The sequence below is a fragment of the Thiovibrio frasassiensis genome (assembly GCF_029607905.1).
In the GTDB taxonomy this organism is placed as follows: domain Bacteria; phylum Desulfobacterota; class Desulfobulbia; order Desulfobulbales; family Desulfurivibrionaceae; genus Thiovibrio; species Thiovibrio frasassiensis.
This window is the reverse complement of sequence record NZ_JAPHEH010000001.1, coordinates 1,885,681-1,905,812: the sequence shown is the minus strand read 5'-3', so window position 1 is coordinate 1,905,812 and position 20,132 is coordinate 1,885,681. Positions and strand designations below refer to the sequence as shown.

18 protein-coding genes are annotated in these 20,132 nt (G+C 58.3%); 11 read left to right on the top strand and 7 right to left on the bottom strand.

All coding sequences use genetic code 11. The annotated features are described in order from the left end of the window. Positions 1-61: 61 nt before the first annotated feature. Genes OLX77_RS08970 through rfbA form a run of 7 tightly spaced genes read right to left on the bottom strand, consistent with a single transcriptional unit; the run spans position 62 to position 6,189 of the window. On the bottom strand, positions 62-973 hold the full coding sequence (locus OLX77_RS08970; RefSeq protein ID WP_307633259.1) for a glycosyltransferase family 2 protein: 912 nt from the start codon (positions 971-973) through the stop codon (positions 62-64). Positions 974-977: 4 nt separating this feature from the next. Further along, complete coding sequence (waaC, locus tag OLX77_RS08965) at positions 978-2,030, bottom strand: lipopolysaccharide heptosyltransferase I (RefSeq protein ID WP_307633258.1); 1,053 nt, start codon at positions 2,028-2,030, stop codon at positions 978-980. Positions 2,031-2,040: 10 nt separating this feature from the next. Beyond that, a complete protein-coding gene (locus tag OLX77_RS08960; protein ID WP_307633257.1) occupies positions 2,041-2,817 on the bottom strand; it encodes a glycosyltransferase family 2 protein in 777 nt (258 codons plus the stop codon). Further along, positions 2,807-3,904: a dTDP-glucose 4,6-dehydratase gene (rfbB, locus tag OLX77_RS08955; protein ID WP_307633256.1), complete on the bottom strand. Its 1,098-nt coding sequence runs from the start codon at positions 3,902-3,904 to the stop codon at positions 2,807-2,809. The genes OLX77_RS08960 and rfbB overlap by 11 nt, the downstream gene beginning before the upstream one ends. Then, complete coding sequence (gene rfbD, locus OLX77_RS08950) at positions 3,897-4,772, bottom strand: dTDP-4-dehydrorhamnose reductase (protein ID WP_307633255.1); 876 nt, start codon at positions 4,770-4,772, stop codon at positions 3,897-3,899. Before rfbD ends, rfbB begins: the two co-directional genes overlap by 8 nt. After that, complete coding sequence (gene rfbC / locus OLX77_RS08945) at positions 4,769-5,314, bottom strand: dTDP-4-dehydrorhamnose 3,5-epimerase (RefSeq protein ID WP_307633254.1); 546 nt, start codon at positions 5,312-5,314, stop codon at positions 4,769-4,771. The genes rfbD and rfbC overlap by 4 nt, the downstream gene beginning before the upstream one ends. Then, positions 5,311-6,189, bottom strand: coding sequence for a glucose-1-phosphate thymidylyltransferase RfbA (gene rfbA, locus OLX77_RS08940; protein ID WP_307633253.1), 879 nt, complete (start codon positions 6,187-6,189; stop codon positions 5,311-5,313). Before rfbA ends, rfbC begins: the two co-directional genes overlap by 4 nt. A gap of 230 nt (positions 6,190-6,419) precedes the next feature. On the opposite strand from rfbA, the gene OLX77_RS08935 reads away from it, so the two are divergent. The 11 genes from OLX77_RS08935 (at position 6,420) to OLX77_RS08885 (ending at position 20,082) form a co-directional block, all read left to right on the top strand. Then, a complete protein-coding gene (locus OLX77_RS08935; RefSeq protein ID WP_307633252.1) occupies positions 6,420-6,590 on the top strand; it encodes a Trm112 family protein in 171 nt (56 codons plus the stop codon). 21 nt (positions 6,591-6,611) lie between these two features. Next, positions 6,612-7,409 (top strand): sugar phosphate isomerase/epimerase family protein, encoded by a 798-nt coding sequence (locus OLX77_RS08930; protein WP_307633251.1) that lies wholly within the window; start codon positions 6,612-6,614, stop codon positions 7,407-7,409. 92 nt (positions 7,410-7,501) lie between these two features. Further along, positions 7,502-11,047 (top strand): DNA polymerase III subunit alpha, encoded by a 3,546-nt coding sequence (gene dnaE, locus OLX77_RS08925; protein WP_307633250.1) that lies wholly within the window; start codon positions 7,502-7,504, stop codon positions 11,045-11,047. 104 nt (positions 11,048-11,151) lie between these two features. Beyond that, positions 11,152-12,279 carry a SpoIIE family protein phosphatase gene (locus OLX77_RS08920; RefSeq protein ID WP_307633249.1) on the top strand — a complete coding sequence of 376 codons (1,128 nt, stop codon included), beginning with the start codon at positions 11,152-11,154 and terminating at the stop codon, positions 12,277-12,279. Positions 12,280-12,316: 37 nt separating this feature from the next. Then, positions 12,317-12,772, top strand: a complete 456-nt coding sequence (locus OLX77_RS08915) for an ATP-binding protein (protein WP_307633248.1) — start codon at positions 12,317-12,319, stop codon at positions 12,770-12,772. A gap of 291 nt (positions 12,773-13,063) precedes the next feature. After that, entirely contained in the window at positions 13,064-13,381 is a 318-nt protein-coding gene (locus OLX77_RS08910; protein WP_307633247.1) for an STAS domain-containing protein, read from the top strand. A 44-nt stretch (positions 13,382-13,425) separates the two neighbouring features. Beyond that, positions 13,426-14,862, top strand: coding sequence for a methyl-accepting chemotaxis protein (locus OLX77_RS08905; RefSeq protein WP_307633246.1), 1,437 nt, complete (start codon positions 13,426-13,428; stop codon positions 14,860-14,862). A 205-nt stretch (positions 14,863-15,067) separates the two neighbouring features. Then, positions 15,068-15,649 carry a PhnA domain-containing protein gene (locus tag OLX77_RS08900; protein WP_307633245.1) on the top strand — a complete coding sequence of 194 codons (582 nt, stop codon included), beginning with the start codon at positions 15,068-15,070 and terminating at the stop codon, positions 15,647-15,649. Positions 15,650-15,732: 83 nt separating this feature from the next. Beyond that, the gene (locus OLX77_RS08895) at positions 15,733-16,848 is read left to right on the top strand and encodes an NAD(P)/FAD-dependent oxidoreductase (RefSeq protein ID WP_307633244.1); all 1,116 of its coding nucleotides are present in this window, start codon (positions 15,733-15,735) and stop codon (positions 16,846-16,848) included. A gap of 160 nt (positions 16,849-17,008) precedes the next feature. After that, positions 17,009-18,784 (top strand): APC family permease, encoded by a 1,776-nt coding sequence (locus OLX77_RS08890; RefSeq protein ID WP_307633243.1) that lies wholly within the window; start codon positions 17,009-17,011, stop codon positions 18,782-18,784. A 197-nt stretch (positions 18,785-18,981) separates the two neighbouring features. After that, the gene (locus tag OLX77_RS08885; RefSeq protein WP_307633242.1) at positions 18,982-20,082 is read left to right on the top strand and encodes a hypothetical protein; all 1,101 of its coding nucleotides are present in this window, start codon (positions 18,982-18,984) and stop codon (positions 20,080-20,082) included. Positions 20,083-20,132 lie beyond the last annotated feature (50 nt).

Below are 20,132 nucleotides of genomic sequence, written 5' to 3'. Positions count from 1 at the left end.
CTGCGCGGTGAACCTGGGATTGTTTTTTTACCTGTTATCAAGGGCGGGTTCACAAATGGCATCAGGGGCAACCCCGTAGATGCCAGGCAAGGAGTTGCAGATAAAGCCCCAACCTCCCCCGGATCCCCGCATGCAACCCCAGAGTCACGATCAGGCCCAGGCTGTTCAAGAGGACATTGATCACCAGACGCACCACCAGCAGCACGCCATGTAGCGGCCAGAGTTGCGGGAACCACTTGCGGAAATATTGATACCGCGACCGATAAAACATGATCCTGGCCCGAACATTATGCCCGGCGCTCTGGCCTTGCAGATGGTAGATGCGGGCTTCAGGGATAAAACAGGACTTCCAACCGGCCCGGTGCATGGCAAAGGCCCAATCCGTTTCTTCCATGAAGAAGAAGTACCGCTCATCCAGCAGCCCAACCGCATCCATAGCCTCTTTCCGCACCATCAGACAGGCACCGATACAAGATTCCACCGGGATCGGTGCCGCATACTCCCGCCGTTTACTGGGAAACCTTTTCGGCATCAAGGTCCGAAGCAGGGTTTCGTTGGCAAGCAGGGTCAAGAGGGAGGGGAAATTAGCCATGGAATTCTGCTTCGTGCCGTCCGCATTGAGCAACTGACCGCAGGCCATGGCCACATCGTCATGCCCTTCCATATAGCGAAACAGCCGGGCGATCGCCCCTTCGGTTACAATGGCATCGGTGTTGAGCAGGAGCGCATACTTTCCCTGCATAACCCGCAAGGCCTTGTTGTTGGCTGCGGCAAAGCCCAGATTTTCTTCATTCTGGATGACTCTGACCTGCGGATACTGTGCCCGCACCGCCTCAACGCTGCCATCGCCTGAGGCGTTGTCCACAAGGAACACCTCAAAACGCAGCTCCTTGACCATGGCATAGACCGAGGCCAGGCAATTCAGGAGCAACACCCGGGTGTTCCAGTTAACGATGACGATTGAGATGTCCATTCGATCACCCACTGCCCTTGAGCACATCCAGCGCCGCCTGCACAACTTGGTCCACGGTAATCTGCGTCATACACTGATGCTCGCGGTCGCACTGCTTTTTCAGGCAAGGGCTGCAGGCAACTTCCGCCCGCAGGATTTTATGCCCCGAGCCGAAAGGCCCGGTCCGCCAGGGTGCCGTCGGCCCGAAGAGGGCGACCACCGGGGTACCCGCGGCGGCCGCGAGATGCATGGGGCCGGTATCGGTGGTAATGAGAAGGGCCACCCTTTCATAGAGCGCGGCCAATTCTTTCAAGGTTGTCTTCCCTGCCAGACTCACGGCTTTACCGGTCATGGCAGCCCGGATCCCCTCTATGGACTGCACGTCCTGCGGGCCGCCGCTGAAGACAACCGCCATGCCCCTGTTGAGCAGATGATCTGCAACCCGGGCGAACCGCTCATTGCGCCAATGTTTGGTTTCCCAGGTGGTCATGGGGTTGATCGCCACCAGAACCTTGGCCAAATCGACCCCCTCCGCCGCCAGCAATTGTCCGACCTTCTCCCGCTGTTCTTTGCCAACCGGCAGGTCAAAAACAACCTCACTGCTCTCAACCCCAATCGCCTTGAGAAGCATCAATTCCCGGATGGCCGCATGCTGGTCCATGTTCACCGGCGGGATGGGCTCATTGAGAAAAAGGTAGCTGCCTTCGGCATGTTCCATTCCCTTACCGAATCCGACCTTTCTTTTGGCCCGGGCCAAGCCGACAAAGATCCCGCTTTTCAGTAGCCCTTGAAAATCGAGGAGCAAGTCGTACTCCGTACTCCGCAGCTCTTTGACAAAATCACTGACCCCCCCCCAGGCTGCCAGCACCTTGCCCTGCTTCAAGTCCCGGATCCAGGCCTTGCGTCGGGAAACCAGCACGGTATCAAGGGCCACATGGCCGATGACCAGATCGGCCGCCGCCTCTTCCACCAGCCAATCGATCCGCGCCTCCGGATATTTGCGGCGCAAGGCATTCAGGGCGGGCAAGGTATGGATAACGTCGCCGATGGCGCTGGTTTTAACGATGAGAATATTCACGGAACCCGGTTCAGGACAGCGTGTCTTTTTCTTTTTGCCTCTGCAGCTCACGCAGCTTGGCATACTTGAAAAATACGTTCATAAAATCGGAAACAGCCATGATAAAACCTTCACCCCGGTCGAGGAAACCGCCCCGGAGGACATAGCCGTGCAGAAAAGACCAGGCCGCCCGCAGCAGGGCCTTAACAACGGAAGCGCTTTTCCCTTGGGCAAAAAGCTCCTCAGCACCGGCGGAGGAATAGTGATTCACCTTGCTCAAGGTCTGCGCCAACCCTTTATTGGCGTAATGGATCAGCGGCTGACGCAACTCCCCAACCGGGCCATGCACCTCCAAGGACTCATGCACCGCCCGTTCGGACATCCGAGCGGAATCCTTGCGGAACAACCGGACAACCCGATCCGGCCACCAACCGGCATGCTTCAGCCACCGGCCGCAAAAATAGTTCTTCCGGGGAAAACTGTAGGCGACACTTGAACCCGCAGCCAACACCTCCCCAATCTCCACCTGGGCCTCCGGGCTGACCCGCTCATCGGCATCCAGCACCAGCACCCAGTCGTGGCGGCAACGGTCAATGGCCAACTGCTTTTGGCGGCCAAACCCCTGCCAAGGCTCGACATGCACCACCGCGCCAAATTCGCGGGCGATCTCCACGGTCCTGTCCGTGCTGTCCGAATCCACCACCACCACCTCTGCGGCAAAGGCAACGCTGGCCAGACACTCGGCCAAACGATCCTCCTCATCCTTGGTGATGATGGCCACGGATAGTGGCAGTTTTTCAGTACTCATACTGTTTTTTCAACCAATCCCGGTAGCTGCCGTTCATCACCCCCCGCCACCAGGCCTCGTTGGCCAGGTACCAGTCAATGGTCTTTCGGATCCCGGTTTCAAAGGATTCCTGGGGCGCATATCCCAGCTCGCTCCGGCTTTTCACGGCATCGATGGCATAGCGCCGATCATGGCCGGGCCGGTCTTTGACAAAGGTGATGAGGGATTCCGCCGTGTGCCCCAGGCAGACCGGAGAATGCGGAAAGCGCTGCCGCAGACTCTCGGAGGCGGCGATCCCCTCGTCCACCAGACTGCAGACCAGCCGGACGATCTCGATATTGCGCCACTCGTTGTTGCCCCCGATATTGTACACCTCGCCGACCCTGCCCTTGTGCAGGACCAGGTCGATGCCCCGGCAATGATCCTCCACATAGAGCCAATCGCGGATGTTCAGGCCATCGCCGTAGATGGGCAGCGGTTTGGCTTCCAGGATGTTGAGGATGATGAGCGGGATCAGCTTTTCCGGAAACTGGTAGGGGCCATAGTTGTTGGAACAGTTGCTGGTGGTAACCTCCAACCCGTAGGTGTGATGATACGCCCGCACCAGATGGTCCGAGGCCGCCTTGCTCGCCGAATAGGGCGAGTTGGGGGCATAGGCAGAGGTTTCCGTGAAGGGCGGTTCCTCCGAGGTGAGCGAGCCATAGACCTCATCGGTGGAAACGTGATGGAACCGGTGCGGTTGCCCGCCCCCATCCAGCCAGACCTTTTTCGCGGCCTTGAGCAGGCTGTGGGTGCCGACCACGTTGGTGGTCACGAAGGGGTCCGGACCGTGAATGGAGCGATCCACATGGGATTCGGCGGCAAAGTTGACCACGGTGTCAAGCCCTTCTTCTGCCAGCAGGGTCTCAACCAGGTCCTGATCCCCGATGTCGCCGTGGACAAAGCGGAAGTTCTCCTGTTCCAGACACCCGGCAAGACTGGCCATGTTCCCGGCATAGGTCAGGGCATCGAGTACCACCACCCGATCCTGGGGATAATGCGACAACCAGTAATGGACGAAATTGGCCCCGATAAAACCGGCCCCGCCGGTAACAAGAAGCTTATGCACCACGGTTCTCCTTATATTCAAGCAACATCTGCCGCAGGGCAACCCGCCAGTGAGACGGTGTTATCCCCAGAGCTGCCCAGGTCTCGCTCTTGTCCAACACACTGTAGGCTGGCCGCCTGGCCGGGGTCGGATACTCTGCAGTAGTAATGGGACGGATGGGAATCTCCCGGGCAAGCAGTCCGCAACCAAACCCCTCTTCCTGGATGGCCACGGCAAAATCATACCAGCTGGCCACCCCGGCATCGGTCCAGTGGTGGATGCCCTTTGGCTGCGCCCGACACATCTGCCAGAGAGCCTCGGCCAGACCACGACCCCAGGTCGGGGTCCCGACCTGATCCGCCACCACCCCGAGGCTTTCCCGCTCAGCCATGAGCCACAGCATGGTGGTGACAAAATTATTGCCAAAGACGGAATAGAGCCAGGCTGTGCGGACGATGGCCACTCCCTCAGGATAAGCGGCAAGCGCCAGTTGCTCCCCGGCCAGCTTGCTTGCCCCGTAAACGCCCAGGGGATTTGTCCGGTCCATGGGAAGATAGGGGCGGGATTGCTCTCCGTCAAAGACAAAATCCGTGGACACCTGCAAACAATAAGCGCCCACCGTGCGGGCCGCCTGGGCAAGGTTTGCCGCGCCCAGGCCGTTTACAGCAAAGGCGGCCTCCCGCTCGCTTTCCGCCCGGTCCACTGCGGTATAGGCAGCAGCATTGATGACCACCTGGGGCTGAAATCCGTTCACCCTGGCTGTCACCTCTTCCTGCTCCCGAAGATCCATCACAGAAGAGCCCAAAGCCTGCAGCTCCATATCGGCCGGTTTGCAATGCTGCAACTCCCTGCCCAGCTGGCCGCTACCGCCGACGAGCAATACCCTCATGGATACAACTCCGCCTCGGCCAGCGAGAGTCCGGCCAGATCCTTGGCCGAAAGCAAGGGCGCCTGGGCCAACAACGGCCAGACGATGCCGAGTTGGGGATCATCCCAGCGGATGCAGCACTCATGCTCCGGGGCATAGAGCTCTGTGCACTTGTAGACAAATTCAGCCTCGGGACTCAGCACGTAAAAGCCGTGCGCAAAACCCGGCGGCACCCAGAGCATCTTCTTGTTTTCCGCAGAAAGGATCTCTCCAACCCATCTGCCAAAGAAGGGGGAGCTTTTTCGCAGGTCAACGGCCACGTCAAACACCTCGCCGCTGATCACCCGCACCAGCTTGCCCTGGGGCTTTCTGATCTGATAATGCAGCCCGCGCAGGGTGCCCTGCACCGACATGCTGTGGTTGTCCTGGACAAAATCAAGATCCAAACCGGCGGCGGCGAATTTTTCAGCGTGCCAGGTCTCCATAAAGAAACCGCGACTATCCCCAAAAACCTGGGGCTCAATGAGCAACACCTCGGGAATCTCAGAGGGCAGAAACCTCATAATCCCTGATCCTCCTCGAGAATCTGCAGCAGATACTGGCCGTAGCCGTTCTTCCGCAGGGGTTCGGCTAGCCGCACCAGCTGCGCCCGATCAATATAGCCCATCCGGAAGGCGATCTCCTCGAGACAGGCGATCTTCAACCCCTGCCTGTCTTCCACGACTTTGATGAAGTTGGCCGCGTCCAGCAGAGAATTGTGGGTGCCGGTGTCAAGCCAGGCCGTGCCCCGCCCCAGGAGTTCGACCTGAAGCTGTCCCTTGGCGAGATACGCCTTATTAACATCGGTTATCTCAAGCTCCCCGCGGGCGGAAGGCTTAAGATTTCTGGCAATCTCAACTACTTGACTGTCATAGAAATAAAGACCTGTCACAGCATACCGGGATTTCGGTTTGGCCGGTTTCTCTTCAATATCAAGGACGGTCCGGTCTGGAGCAAAGGAGATCACCCCATAACGCTCCGGATCACGCACGTAGTAGCCGAAGACCATCCCGCCTTGAGGATCGGCCCCTTTATCCTGAATGGTCTGAGCCAGACCTGGTCCATAGAAGATGTTATCCCCGAGAATGAGACAGACCGGCGCGTTGCCGATAAATTTCTCCCCGATCACAAAGGCCTGGGCAATCCCCTCGGGCTTGGGCTGCACCGCATATTCCAGGCTGATGCCCCACTGGCTGCCATCGCCCAAGAGCTGCATGAACTGCCCCTGATCCTCCGGGGTGGTGATGAGCAAAACCTCCCGAATCCCCGCCAACATGAGGGTCGAAAGAGGATAATAGATCATGGGCTTATCGTAGACCGGGAGCAACTGCTTGCTCACCGAACGGGTCAACGGATATAACCGCGTGCCGGAGCCACCTGCCAGGATTATTCCTTTCACTTTCGCTCTTCTCCCAAACAAAGACCGCGTCCACGGAAAGGCTTGCTTTTCTTGGCGGGTCATTTTATCTTCAAACAGGATTTAGCCAGTACAATCCGACCACCTGAAAGGTCCGTTATCCTAGCCCATTTTGCAATAAATAGAAAGTGTTTAGATAGTCCAGACGCCTGTGTTGTTTGCCGCAAAAACAACCCCATCTGCCGCCTTTTACCATCAGCCGGAGCCCTGCCATGATCAGCCCAGAACTGCTTGATATCCTTGCCTGCCCCAAATGCAAAGGCGAGGTGAAGCTCACCGAAAAAAAAGACGGTCTGGTTTGCGAGAGCTGCCGGCTTCTCTACGAGATCCGTGAAGACATCCCCATCATGCTCATCGACGAGGCCAAAAAACTGGATGACTGATTCACGCCGACGGGTGAAAAAATGACCTACCAGCACATCACCTCGCGCTGTTTTATCAATTTCCCCTTTCGCCGGCTCCAGCAGGAGATGGATCTTGTTCTCGCCCACCGCTTTCAGCCGGAAATCAGCCTGGAAGGCGATACGCTGTACACCGCCACCGCTGCCGAATTCCGGGAGGTTGCCGAGACCCTGGCACAAGCCGGGCTTGGCTGCACCTTGCACGCCCCTTTTTTCGATCTCGCCCCGGGCGCTCTGGATGAGCATATCCTGGCCGCCACCCGCAACAAACTGGGCAAGGGTTTTGACCTCATCGAACTGTTTCAGCCGGCCGCGGTGGTCTGCCACCTGAACTACGAAGCGAACAAGCACGGCTACAAGGAATCGGCCTGGTTCAGTGCCGCTCTGGCAACCTGGCAGGAATTGCTGGCAAAAGCCGCTCTCCACCAAGTACCCCTGATGCTGGAAAACACCTATGAAACTGGGCCGGAGCAGCACGTAAAAATGCTCACCGCCCTGAACTCGCCTCTGGCGAGGTTCTGCCTGGATGTAGGTCACGTTGCCTCCTTTGCCAAAAACACCTGGCAGGACTGGCTGCCTGCCCTTGCCCCCTGGCTCGGCCATATCCATCTCCACGATAATAACGGCGATCGCGACGCCCACCTTGCACCGGGTCGGGGCAGCTTTGATTTTTCCGGCCTGTTCGGCTATCTTAAGGAACAGCACCTGCACCCCTTGGTCACCTTGGAACCCCACACCGAAGATGACCTGTGGGCAAGCCTGGACGCCCTGGACCGGATGCGCTTTTTTAGTACGGAATAGTTTGATCACTGTGAATTAAACCGTTGCTCTTCCTCTTGCCGTTATTCTTTGCACCTTTGCCTGAACCTTTTAAAACTATTTGGAACTAACCCATGCCGGAAGCCCCGCCAGCCAATTTCGTCCACCTCCATGTCCACACCCAATACAGCCTGCTCGACGGCGCCATCCGAGTCGGCGACCTGCTGGCCAAGTGCAAGGAATACAGGATGGACTCCGTGGCCATCACCGATCACGGCTCCATGTTCGGGGCCCTGGAATTTTACGTGCAGGCCAAAAAGGCAGGGATCAAGCCCATCATCGGCTGCGAGTTCTATGTCTCTCCCAGCCACCGTTTCGACAAATCGGCAAAAAGCGCCGGCAAGGCCGCCTTCCATCTCGTCCTCCTGGCCATGAACAACACCGGCTACCAGAACCTGCTCAAGCTGGCCAGCCTGGCCCAGCTGGAAGGGTTCCACTATAAGCCGCGTATCGACCTGGAAGCATTGGCCGCCCATGCCGAGGGGCTCATCGCCCTCACCGCCTGCCTGCACGGCGGCATTCCCCAGCGCATCACCGCCGGCGACATGGAGGGTGCCCGGGAAGAGGCGCGCCAGCTCATGGCCCTGTTCGGCGACCGCCTGTATCTCGAGATGCAGGAGAACAATATCCCCGAACAGGCAGTGGTCAATCAGGGGCTCAAGGCGCTCTCCAAAGAGCTGGGCATCCCGCTGGTCGCCACCAACGACTGCCATTACCTCAACCGGAATGAAGCCCAGGCCCACGAGGTGCTACTCTGCATCCAGACCGGCAAAACCATGCACGATGCCAACCGGTTCCGCTTTTCCACCGACGAACTCTTCTTCAAATCACCCGAGGAGATGAAAAAAGCCTTTGCCCATTCGCCCGAATCCATCGCCGAAACCGTCCGCTTGGCAGAGCGCTGCAATGTCGAGCTGAGCTTCGGCGAATCACACTTCCCGATCTTCCCGGTGCCCGAGGGCGAAACCCTTGACTCCCTGTTCGAGAAAGCCGCCCTGGCCGGGCTTGAGGATCGTTTTGGTGACATGCGGGAGATCGATCAGCTCACCCCGGAGATTGAAAAAACCTACCGGGAGCGGCTGGCCCACGAGATCGACGTCATCATCAAGATGGGCTTTCCCGGCTATTTTCTCATTGTCGCCGATTTTATCAACTGGGCCAAGGACCATGAGATCCCGGTAGGCCCGGGCCGCGGCTCCGGCGCCGGCAGTCTTGCCGCCTACTCCATGCGGATCACAGACATCGACCCTATTCCATACGGGTTGATCTTCGAGCGGTTTCTCAACATCGAGCGCAAGTCCATGCCCGACTTTGACGTGGATTTCTGCCAGGAGCGCCGCGGCGAGGTCATCGAATACGTGCAGCAACGCTACGGCGGCGAGGCGCATGTCGCCCAGATCGTCACCTACGGCTCCATGAAGGCCCGCGCCGTTATCCGCGACGTGGGCCGCGCTCTTGGCGTTGCCTATGGCGATGTGGACCGCATCGCCAAACTGATCCCGGAAGAGCTCAAGATCACGATCAAGAAGGCGATCGATGCCGAGCCCCGCCTCCAGGAGCTGATGAAACGCGACCCCCAGGTAGAGGAGCTCCTGCACATCGCCCAGACCCTGGAGGGGCTCAACCGCCACACCTCCATCCATGCCGCCGGGGTCGTGATCTCGCCCAGGCCCATGGTGGAATACCTGCCGGTCTGCAAGGGCCCCAAGGGCGAGGTCCTCACCCAGTACGACATGATCCACACCGAGATGACCGGGTTGATCAAGTTCGATTTCTTGGGCCTTAAGACCCTCACCGTTATCGACCGGGCCCTCAAGCTAATCGCCGCGGATATCGGCCATAAGCCCGACATCAACCGCATCCCCCTGGACGACACCAAGACCTACGACCTGCTGACCAAGGGCGATGCCTTGGGGGTTTTCCAGCTGGAAAGCTCCGGCATGCGCGGGCTGCTGATGAAAATGAAACCCGAGGTCTTCTCCGACCTCATCGCCCTGGTGGCCCTCTACCGCCCGGGGCCGCTGGAATCCGGCATGGTGGATCAGTTCGTCGACACCAAGCACGGCAGAATGCAGGCCATCTACCCGCTGCCCCAACTGGAGCCTATCCTCAAGGAGACCTACGGGGTCATCGTCTACCAGGAACAGGTCATGAAGATCGCCAACGTTCTGGCCGGCTACTCCCTGGGCGATGCCGACAACCTCCGGCGGGCCATGGGCAAGAAAAAAGAAGAGGTCATGGCCGCTGAGAAGGAAAAATTCATGGCTGGGGCCAAGAAGAACTCCATCCCCGCCGACAAGGCCGAATATGTTTTCGACCTGATGGCCAAGTTCGCCGGCTACGGCTTCAACAAGAGCCACAGCGCGGCCTACGCCCTGATCGCCTACCAGACCGCCTGGCTGAAAGCGCATTATCCCGCCCAGTTCATGGCCGCCCTGCTTTCCTGCGACGTGAGCAACACCGACAAGGTGGTGCGCTACATCATCGAATGCCGCGACCATGAGATCGAGGTACTCCCCCCGGACATCAACGAGTCGGACAAGGACTTTGCCGTGGTCAACGACCGCATCCGCTTCGGTCTGGCCGCGGTCAAGAACGTGGGCGGGCAAGCCCTGGACTCCATCATGGAGGTGCGGGCCGCGGACGGACCCTATGGCGGGCTGGAGGATTTTTGCGACCGGGTGGATTCGCGCAAGGTGAACCGGCGGGTCATTGAAAGCCTGATCAAGGCCGGGGCCTTCGATTCTTTGGGGGCCAAGCGCTCCCAGCTCTTCGCCATCCTGGATATTGCCATGGAACAGGCGCAATCCGCCCAACGGGACCGGTTAAGCGGCCAGATCTCACTCTTCTCGGCCATGCCCCAGGCTGAGGGAAACAAGGCCAACACCATCGATTTGCCCGACATCGCGGAATGGAGCGAAAAAGAACGGCTCGCCTTTGAAAAAGAGACCGTGGGTTTTTATCTCACCGGCCATCCCCTGGACAATTTTTACAAGGAGATCATGGCCGTGGCCGACACTGAACTCACCAATCTTGGCGACTGGGGCGACAACCAGCCGGTGCGGGTGGGCGGCTTGGTCCGGGAATACAAGGATCACCGCAGCAAAAAAGGCGACCGCATGGCCTTCATCGTTTTAGAAGACAGGGCCGGAGCCGTCGAGGTGGTGGTTTTCCCCGATGCCTTTGCCAAATGCGGCCATCTCCTCACCACCGATGAGCCGCTCATCATCCTGGGCACGGTCAAACAAGAAGAACAGGGGGCCAAGATCATCGCCGAATCGGTGGACAGCCTGTCCGAGGCCCGGAGCAAATACACCAACGGAGCCCGCATCCTACTCAAGTCCGATCAGGTGAGCAGGCAGAAGCTGGAAAGCCTGAAAAACAAGGTGCGCGAGTTCCACGGCACCTGCCCGGTTTCCCTGACCCTCAATTTTGCCGGGCGGGGCGAGGTGGATATCGAGCCGCCCTCGGATTTTACCGTGAGGCCTTGCAAGGAATTCGATACTGCGGTGGAAGGATTGCTGGGGTATAGCGCGGTGATGTACCTGAAAACCAAGGCGGAGATCCAGCCACGGAACGGGGGCAAGGGCGGACGCTGGCGGCAGAATGGGACGAGTTGAGATGACGGAACCAGCAATTGTCCTGTTGAACCGGACAAAGAATCAGCCAGAGATCGTTTCATCTTTGTTTCTGTGGATGGACAAAAAACATGGATGACCGGAGCATGAATCCGCAACCACTGAATATGCCCTACACCGCGGACCAGATTCTGGCGGGCGTCAGCCACGGCGTCTATGTCACGGACCTGGAGCGACGGATCGTCTACTGGAACGAAGCCGCGGAAAAGATCACCGGCTGGCGGGCTGCGGAAGTGCTGGGCAGATCGTGCAAGGACAACATCCTCCGCCACACGGACAAGGAAGGAAGGGAGCTGTGCGGCAAGGAATCCTGCCCCCTGTACCGGGCCATGGTCACCGGCAGCGGCTCGATTGCCCCTTCCCTGGTGTTCGCCCGCAAAAGGGAGGGTGGACGATTGCCGGTGCAGGTGAGCGTTTCGCCCATCTTCAACGGGCTGGGCACGGTCATCGGCGGGGTGGAGGTCTTTCAGGATCTTTCCCACCGGATGCGCGACCTGGAAAGGGCTCGGCAAATCCAAGCCCTTTCCATGACCATGCCGGCCAACGACGATCCGCGCTTGCGCTGGGCCTTCCATTATGCGCCCCACGACATCGTGGGCGGTGATTACTCCTCGGTGGAACGGCTTGACCGGGACCGCTATGCCTTCCTGATCGCCGATGTCATGGGGCACGGGGTGGCGGCGGCCCTGTATGCCATGCACCTGCATTCCCTGTGGGAAAGCAACCGCGGATTGCTGGAACAGCCCGCCATATTCATGGCCGCCCTGAACCGCAACCTCTGCCAGCTAGTCCGGGACGGAGAGTCCTTTGCCACCTGCCTGTTCGGCCTCATCGATCTGGAGACAAGGACCGTGGCCCTCTGCGGCGCGGGCAGCCCTCCCCTTTTGCTGGCGCGGGAAAAAGAAATACGGCAGATCAAGACGACCGGCCTGCCGCTGGGCATGATGCCGGACACCGAATACGAAGCGAGCCGCATCTCCTTTTGCCCCGGCGACGGCCTGCTCTTTTTCACCGACGGCGCCATCGAAATCGCCGACTCCCGCGGCACCATGCTCGGCAGCGACGGCCTGGCAAACCTGGTGCATGCGCACGGTTTCCCGGACAGCGAAGAAAAAATGCTCCAGCTTGCCGAAAAGATACTGCTCTTTTCAAACGGAATCCGCCTCCCGGACGATCTGACCATGCTGGGTGTCCGGTTTCCCACCGAGCCATGACCCTCCTTCCCTGCGACACTCTCCTTCAGGTAACGCCATGACTCCGCCACAGGAATCGCCCTCCGCCTCGCCCCTCCTCTCCCGGGAGCATTCAATCCGCACGGCGGACAGCGGAGCTATCGATTGTTTTGTCGCCGAGGTCTTTGCCGCGATGGAACCCGCTCTCAAAAAACAGGGCTTCGTCAATCCGGAATTCCGCATCACCATGGCCTTGCACGAGGCCGTAGTCAATGCTTGGCAACACGGCAACCGAAAAGACCCGAACAAGACCGTTACTGTCCGCTGGCGCATCAACGAGGATATTGTCCTTGAGGTGATGGATGAGGGGGGGGGATTCGATTTTCGAGCACCCTGCGATCCGCGGGCCGAAAAAAATGTCGGCAAACTCTGCGGACGGGGCATCGCCATCATCAAATATCTGACAGACCAGGTCTCCTGGCGGGATCAAGGGCGCCATCTGATTGTCTCCTTCGGCAGAAATCCCCGTCACTAAGGAAAGTCACCCGACAGACCCATAATATTTTCATGATACTATCAAAAGAATTATCCGAAAAAGTGTTTACACTATTCTCCTTTTCCATGCGGTCATCAGGTTTGTTCACCGTTTCTCCCTGAGAGCAAGGAAACGAGAAAGATAATCCTTCACAACTAGTGGAGTTTATGGTTCATTAGTTCTGTTGCGCTACATTCCCCATTTTTTTTTGCAACCCCCCTATTTTTCTTTGCTGGATCTCTCCCGCATCCCTGTCGCCAAGGCAGGCAGCCGGAACGGAGGAAATTGACCATGCCCATGAAATGCGACACCACGACACAGGGAGAGACGGTATGCTTCGCCTTGTCCGGGACCATCGACGAAGAAGGCGCCGCAGCCCTCAAGCAGCAGTTCAGCACCCTCCCGCACGCCCAGGTCAAGGAACTTATTATCGATCTAGCCGATGTCAGCCACATAGGCAGTTCCGGTATCGGCAAGCTGCTTCTGTTCTACAAAAACATGGCGGCCCACAAAGGCGTCATCCGCCTGGTCAGAGTGCCACAGCCCATCCATGACCTTTTCACCGAGCTGCGGCTGGACACCCTCTTTTCCATTAGTACCGGAAGATAACCCCCGGACACGGAAACAACACCCCTTCCCAACAGGAGCACGGCATGGGCTGGAACAAGCTGAGCGTCAACCAAAAAATCACCATCGGCTTCGGCTGCATTCTGGCGCTGTTTATTATCACCGGCGTGATAACCTACCTGGGCGTCAACCGCATCATCAACGGCGCCGGAGAGGTCATTGCCAGCACCAAACTGGACGGGATCCTGGCCCAGCGCGAGGTGGATCATCTGAACTGGGTCAACCAGCTCAACGCCCTGATCGTTGATGACCGTGTCACCACCCTGCAGGCGGAAACCGATGACCACAAATGCGGTTTCGGCACCTGGCTCTACGGCGAGGGCCGCAAACAGGCCGAGAAACAATTTCCGGCCCTGGCGCCGCTCCTGCTGAGCATTGAAAAACCGCACCACGACCTGCATCAGACCGCCATTGCCATCAAGGAACAGTTTCGTCCCGAGGACCGCACCCCAGCCAAGGGGATCTTTCTCACCCAAACCCTGCCGGCCCTGAGTGAGGTGCAACGGCTGCTGAAAGAAATTCGGACCACGGCCAAGAAAAACGTGCCCACCGACGAAGCCATGCTCACCGCCGCCACGGCCACCAAATACAGCGTTGCCGGCCTCACCGTCGTTTCGGTGGCCGTGGGCATGCTGCTCTCCTTCCTTACCGCTTCCGGTTTGAGCCGGCTACTTTCCCGCATCACCGATACCATCCGCGACAATTCCCACCAGGTGGCCGCCACCGCAGAAAAAATCTCCCTTACCAGCAACGCCCTGGCTGAGGATGCCTCGGAACAAGCTGCGGTGGCGGAAGAAACCGCAGCCTCCCTGGCCTCCATGACCGAAGGAAGCCGACAGACCGCGGAGCTGACCGCAGGCAGCGAAAAGCTGATGAATGAAAACATCGAGAAATCCGGCCAATCCCTCCGCGCCCTGGTGGATCTCACCCGCAACATGGGCTTGATCGAACAGGACAGCGACAAGATCGGCCATATCATCACCACCATCGGCAGCATCGCCTTTCAGACCAACCTGCTGGCCCTGAACGCAGCGGTGGAAGCGGCCAGGGCCGGCGAAGCCGGCGCCGGTTTCGCAGTGGTGGCCACCGAGGTCAAAAACCTGGCCATGCGCACGGCCACGGCGGCCAACGACACCCAGCATCTCCTGGAAGGCACCATGCAGCGCCTCAGCCAGAGCACCAGCGCCCTGAAAAGCGTGAACACCGACTTTGAGGGGATTATCGAGTCAGCCACCGGTATCGGCGACAAGAACACCGCCATCACCAAGGCCAGCCGCAGTCTGGCCGAACAGATCCGCCAGATGCAGGAAGCCACCAATTCCTTGAGCAGCGCCACCCAACGGGTCGCCGCCTCCTCCGAGGAATCGACCACCGCCTCGGAAGAGCTGTCCGCTCAGGCCGACGAACTGGAAGCGGTGGTCGACGAGCTGACCAAGGTGGTGATGGGAAGCAGGGCGGCTTAAGCGCATGTAGCAAGATTCTGTTTTCCGGCAGTCCGTGTCAAAAAGAAATGCCGAAGTCCATTAACTTTCCAGCATCCCAACCATCCTGCAGCATGGTGTTGCGCCCGTCATTGGGACATGTGACATCTCGAACAAAAACAAGACGCGCCCCCTTTAGGCTTGGCAAACCCTATACCCTCTCCACCTTTCGAGGAAAAGCAACCCAATGAGCACCGAAAAAACCCTGCATGACCGCAGCGAATCCAAATGTGAATTATGTAGTGTATCCGAAGGCTTGAGCGTGTATGCAGTTCCTCCGAGCTCAGATGGCGGTGCGGATCAGTGCGTGCTCCTCTGCCCGACCTGCCGGGGACAGATTGAAACTCCGGAGACGATCGACGTGCATCACTGGCGTTGCCTCAATGACAGCATGTGGAGTCAGGTGCCCCCGGTACAGGTGATGGCCTGGCGGATGCTCCATCGGCTGAGCGGTGAAGGGTGGGCGCAGGGATTGCTCGACATGCTTTATCTGGATGAAGCAACCCTGGCCTGGGCACAGGCTGCAGATGACGAAAAGAACCATGAACCGGGCGCCAAACATGTTGACAGCAACGGCGCAACCCTGACTGCCGGAGACTCGGTCACCCTGATCAAGGATTTGGATGTGAAAGGGGCAAACTTTACAGCCAAGCGCGGCACCCTCGTGCGCGGAATCTCGCTGATTGCGGAAAACCCCGAACATATCGAGGCCAGGGTGAACGGGCAGCGGATTATAATTCTGACCCAATTTGTCAAAAAAGCGGGGTGAGCAACTCTGCATTCGACAAAAATATGGGCGCGTCCCAGAGTTTTCCTCTGGTTTTTCCGTGTCACAAATGAGAAAAAATATTCATGAAGAAACAACTTGTCCTGATCGGCGGCGGCCATGCCCACATGACGACCCTGGCCAACCTGCATCTTTTTCTCGCCAAGGGCTACGACGCTACGGTGATCGGACCTTCACCCCATCATTACTATTCCGGGATGGGGCCGGGGATGCTGGCCAAGGTCTACCGGCCGGAAGAGATCCGTTTTAACACCCAACAGATGGTGGAAAAACAGGGCGCCACGTTTGTGCTCGGCAAGGCGGTCCGCATCGATGCCCGGGCCAAGGCCGTGCATCTTGCCGACGGTCAGGCTCTACCCTATGACGTGCTCTCCTGCAACGCCGGCAGCGCTGTGCCGCAGACCCTGCCTGGGATGGAAACGGCCAAGGAGCTCTTTTCGGTCAAGCCCATCGAAAGGCTGATGGAGGCCCAGGCGCACCTTCTTGCCCTGGCAGGCCAAAAACAGATCAGCGTCGCCATCATCGGCGGTGGCCCGTCGGCGGTGGAGGTGGCCGGCAACGTCTGGCGTCTGCTCCACGATGCCAAGGTCGCCCCGCCGCGGATCACGGTTTTTGCCGGCTCCAGACTCATGCCCAAGCAGCCGGATTCCATCCGGAGCCGGGCGCAGCGTTCGCTTGCCCGCCGCGGCATAGAAATAATCTCCCCTGCCCGGGTGCGGGAGATCAGGGATGGCCAAGTCGTCCTCGATTCCGGCTCCAGCCACGGGGCGGATCTGATCTTTCTCGCCCTGGGCATTAAGCCCTCCCCACTTTTTGCCGACTCAGAGCTGGCCATCGGCCCGGACGGCGGCCTCTTGGTAAACGAGTACCTGCAATGCCCGCAATACCCGGAGATCTTCGGCGGCGGCGACTGCATCCACTTTATGCCCCAGCCTCTGGACAAGGTCGGGGTCTATGCGGTCCGACAGAACCTGGTGCTCCTGCATAATCTCCTGGCGAGCCTGGAGGGGAAGCCGCTTGAAAAATTCGAGCCCGGCGGCGATTATCTCCTCATCTACAATCTGGGGGATGACACCGGCATCCTACGAAAACGGGGGCTGATCTTCGGCGGCCGCCTGGCTTTCTGGCTCAAGGATTACATCGACCGTCGCTTCATGCGAAAATTTCAAGCCGGCCAATGAGCAAGCATTGCCTGAAAAAACGCCACCACACGTTGGATTTCGGAGCGCCGGTTGCCCGGATACCATCTTCATATCCTCGTTATGAAAACATCAAGAGCAATACTCTTCATGCAAGCTCCCCGCTCAAACAACAGGGGGAAACAAAAAAAACGGAAAACCCATGACCCAACAGCTCACCCCAGCCAAACCCACCAAGCTGTCGGAACTGCCGGCCACCGCAATCTGCGGCAACGATATCTCCTCGTCGGTCCTCTACGTTTCCGCCCTGGCGATTATTGCCGCCGGCCAGTATGCCTGGATCACCCTTTTGATCGTGGCCGGGGTCCTCTACCTCTTCCGCAAGATTTACGGAGAGGTCGTCGGCGCTTTGCCTTTAAACGGCGGGGCCTACAACGCCTTGCTGAACACGACCAGCAAATCCATGGCCTCCCTGGCCGCCACCCTGACCCTGCTCTCCTATATGGCCACCGCGGTGATCTCCGCCTCCGAGGCCATGCATTATCTGCACGGAATCATCCCTGGTCTGCCGATCATCGGTGCCACGGTGCTCCTGCTCGCCATCTTCCTGGGCATCACCATCATGGGCATCGGCGAGTCTTCCATCGTCGCCCAGATCATCTTCCTGTTTCATCTTTTCTCCCTGATCTTTCTTTCCGGGGCGATCACCCTGTACCTGTTCCAAAACGGCATGGATGTTTTCTATGCCAACAATGCGCTGCCACTCCCGCAAGGCAGTATCACCATGGCCATCTTCTGGGGCTTTGCCGCCGCCATGCTGGGGATCTCCGGTTTTGAGAGTTCATCGAACTTCGTCGAGGAGCAACAGGACGGGGTCTTCCCCAAGACCCTGCGCAATATGTGGATCGTGGTGAGTATCTGCAATCCCCTGATGGCCTTTCTGGCCCTGGCAATCGTGCCGATCCCGGAAGTGAGTGCCCATGCGACAAATCTCCTCTCCCACATGGGCCAGATAACCGGCGGCGGCTGGCTGGCCACCATGGTTTCCATCGATGCGGTTGTTGTCTTGAGCGGTGCCGTGCTTACCGCCTATATTGGCGTCACCGGGTTGCTCGAGCGCATGACCCTGGACCGGATCCTGCCCCTCTATCTGCTAAAAAAGAACAAATGGGGCAGTTCCTATCGGATCAGCATTGTCTTCTTTCTTTTAAGCGTTTCCATCCTGCTGATCACCAACGGTGCGGTTTCGGCCCTGGCCGGCGTCTATACCATCTCCTTTCTTCTGGTCATGGGGCTCTTCGGGGTCGGCAACATTCTTCTCAAGGTGAAACGGGCCAAGCTGCCAAGGCCGGAAAGGGCTTCCTGGAGCGCCGTGTTGCTGGCGATTATCGCAGTACTTTGTGCTCTGTGGGGCAACATCCTGCAAGAGCCGCCTCCCGGCGAAAACTCCAACCTTTTCATTTTTGCCGAATATTTCGTCCCGGCCATGATTTTTGTCACCATCATGCTCAACCGCATCGCCCTGCTGGATAGCCTGATGCAGTTCATTGAATATCTTTTTGTTCCCATCCTCAAGCTGGTCACCAAAACCAACGAAGGCATCCAGCTCACCATCGACAAGATCCAGGACCAGGAATTCGTTTTTTTCACCAGGGGCGACAACCTCTCCAACCTGAACAAGGTCCTGCTCTATATCCAGGAAAATGAACATACCCGCAAGATCAAGATCGTTACCGTAAAGCCCAGTGCAGGCGAAGAGGTGTCCGAAAATCTTGCCTCGGATATCGAATTCCTAGATCGGGAATATCCAGAGATCAAGATAGAATATGTTTGCATCAATGGAGTTTTCGGACCGGGGCTGATCCAGGAACTGTCGAAAGAGTGGAACATTCCGGTCAACTTCATGTTCATCGGCTCTCCCGGCGATCACTTTCCCTACCGGGTTGCCGAACTTGGCGGAGTCAGGCTGATCATCTAGCCCCGCCTGCGCAAGCATTCCTCTTGTCAGACCAGGGGGTTGACGGCGCATTGCCCATTGGCGCAGGCGATTCCCCTTGTTGTAATTGACGGTCCCGCCATTTCTGTTTATTGTTATTACATGGCGCGAAAGAGTCTCGGGCGCCTGCGTCTGCTCCGCAAAAAGGGAGGACAACCTCCCCTCAATGGAGAGAAGACATGCCGGTTGACGACATTAACACTACCAATCCCGTCTTACCCGCAGCCTTGCAAGGTCGGACACAAACCTCCGTCCCCCTTGCCACCTCTCCGCTCAACCTCGTCAAGAATCCTGTTGCCGTAGCCACTACTGCGACCGAAAATCTGACCCCGGCCCAACAGACATCACTGCTGGGCAGTACGGCGGTGCAGACCTTGAACCTCGAACCGACTTCCCCAGCCGACCCCCTGCTAGCCACGGGGACGACTCCCGACCTCACAACGATTACTGAGTCGCCAGGATTGAGCCCGGCCCAACAAGCAGCCTTGGCGGTAAACGAAACGGTGCAAACCGCACTTGAGACCCAAAACCTGCCCCCCGCCCAACAGGCTGCCTTGGCGGCTAGCCAAGCAACGCAAACCCTCACCGCCCCTCTGAGCCAGGCAGAAGCTCCCATCACCACCGCGACCCCCGGGATTGCCGGACAAACTCCGGCCCCTGGCCCAGGGGAAACAACCGCGGGGACACCTCCCGGAGCTGCGACAACCGCAGTAACCCCAGCGAGCACTGCGGCCACGCCACCGGCGACTACCACCCCCACTACGGAATCAACAACTGCAGGCACTGGGCTGACAACCGCCCAACAGGCTGCAGCCCAAGCGATTCCGTATCAAAATGCCTTCGCGGTGTATGAGGTCAGAAATCCAACCCCTCCCCCAGCGGACCCTTTGCCGACACGAAAAGACCTCCATCCGCCGTTGCCCATCGGCAGGGTGCGGCCCGTTGACCCAATGGTGCTCAGACAGGAATGGGAAAAGAGAAAAAAGACCAAACGCAAAGAAACCGGACAGGCGGAAGAAACCGAATCTCGACCTCCGCTAGCGGAAAAAGCCATCCGGGATTTGGTACGGCAAGCCAATGAAGATTTGACCGCCAGCGGAGTGCCTCTACAATTGGTCCTTATCAAAAACGAGGAGGGGTTTGCCCTGGACATCTACGATTGTGCCGATGACGCAGTGTGCGAGGTGGAGCAAGAGGTACCGATTGATCTCAACAACCTGTTGACGGTGCTCGACAATCTTGAGCATGAAGCCGGGATTATCGTCAATATCAAAACCTGAGGGAAATGCGCCGACATGCGTCGGCAGTAATGTGTTGCCTCCTGTCCGGT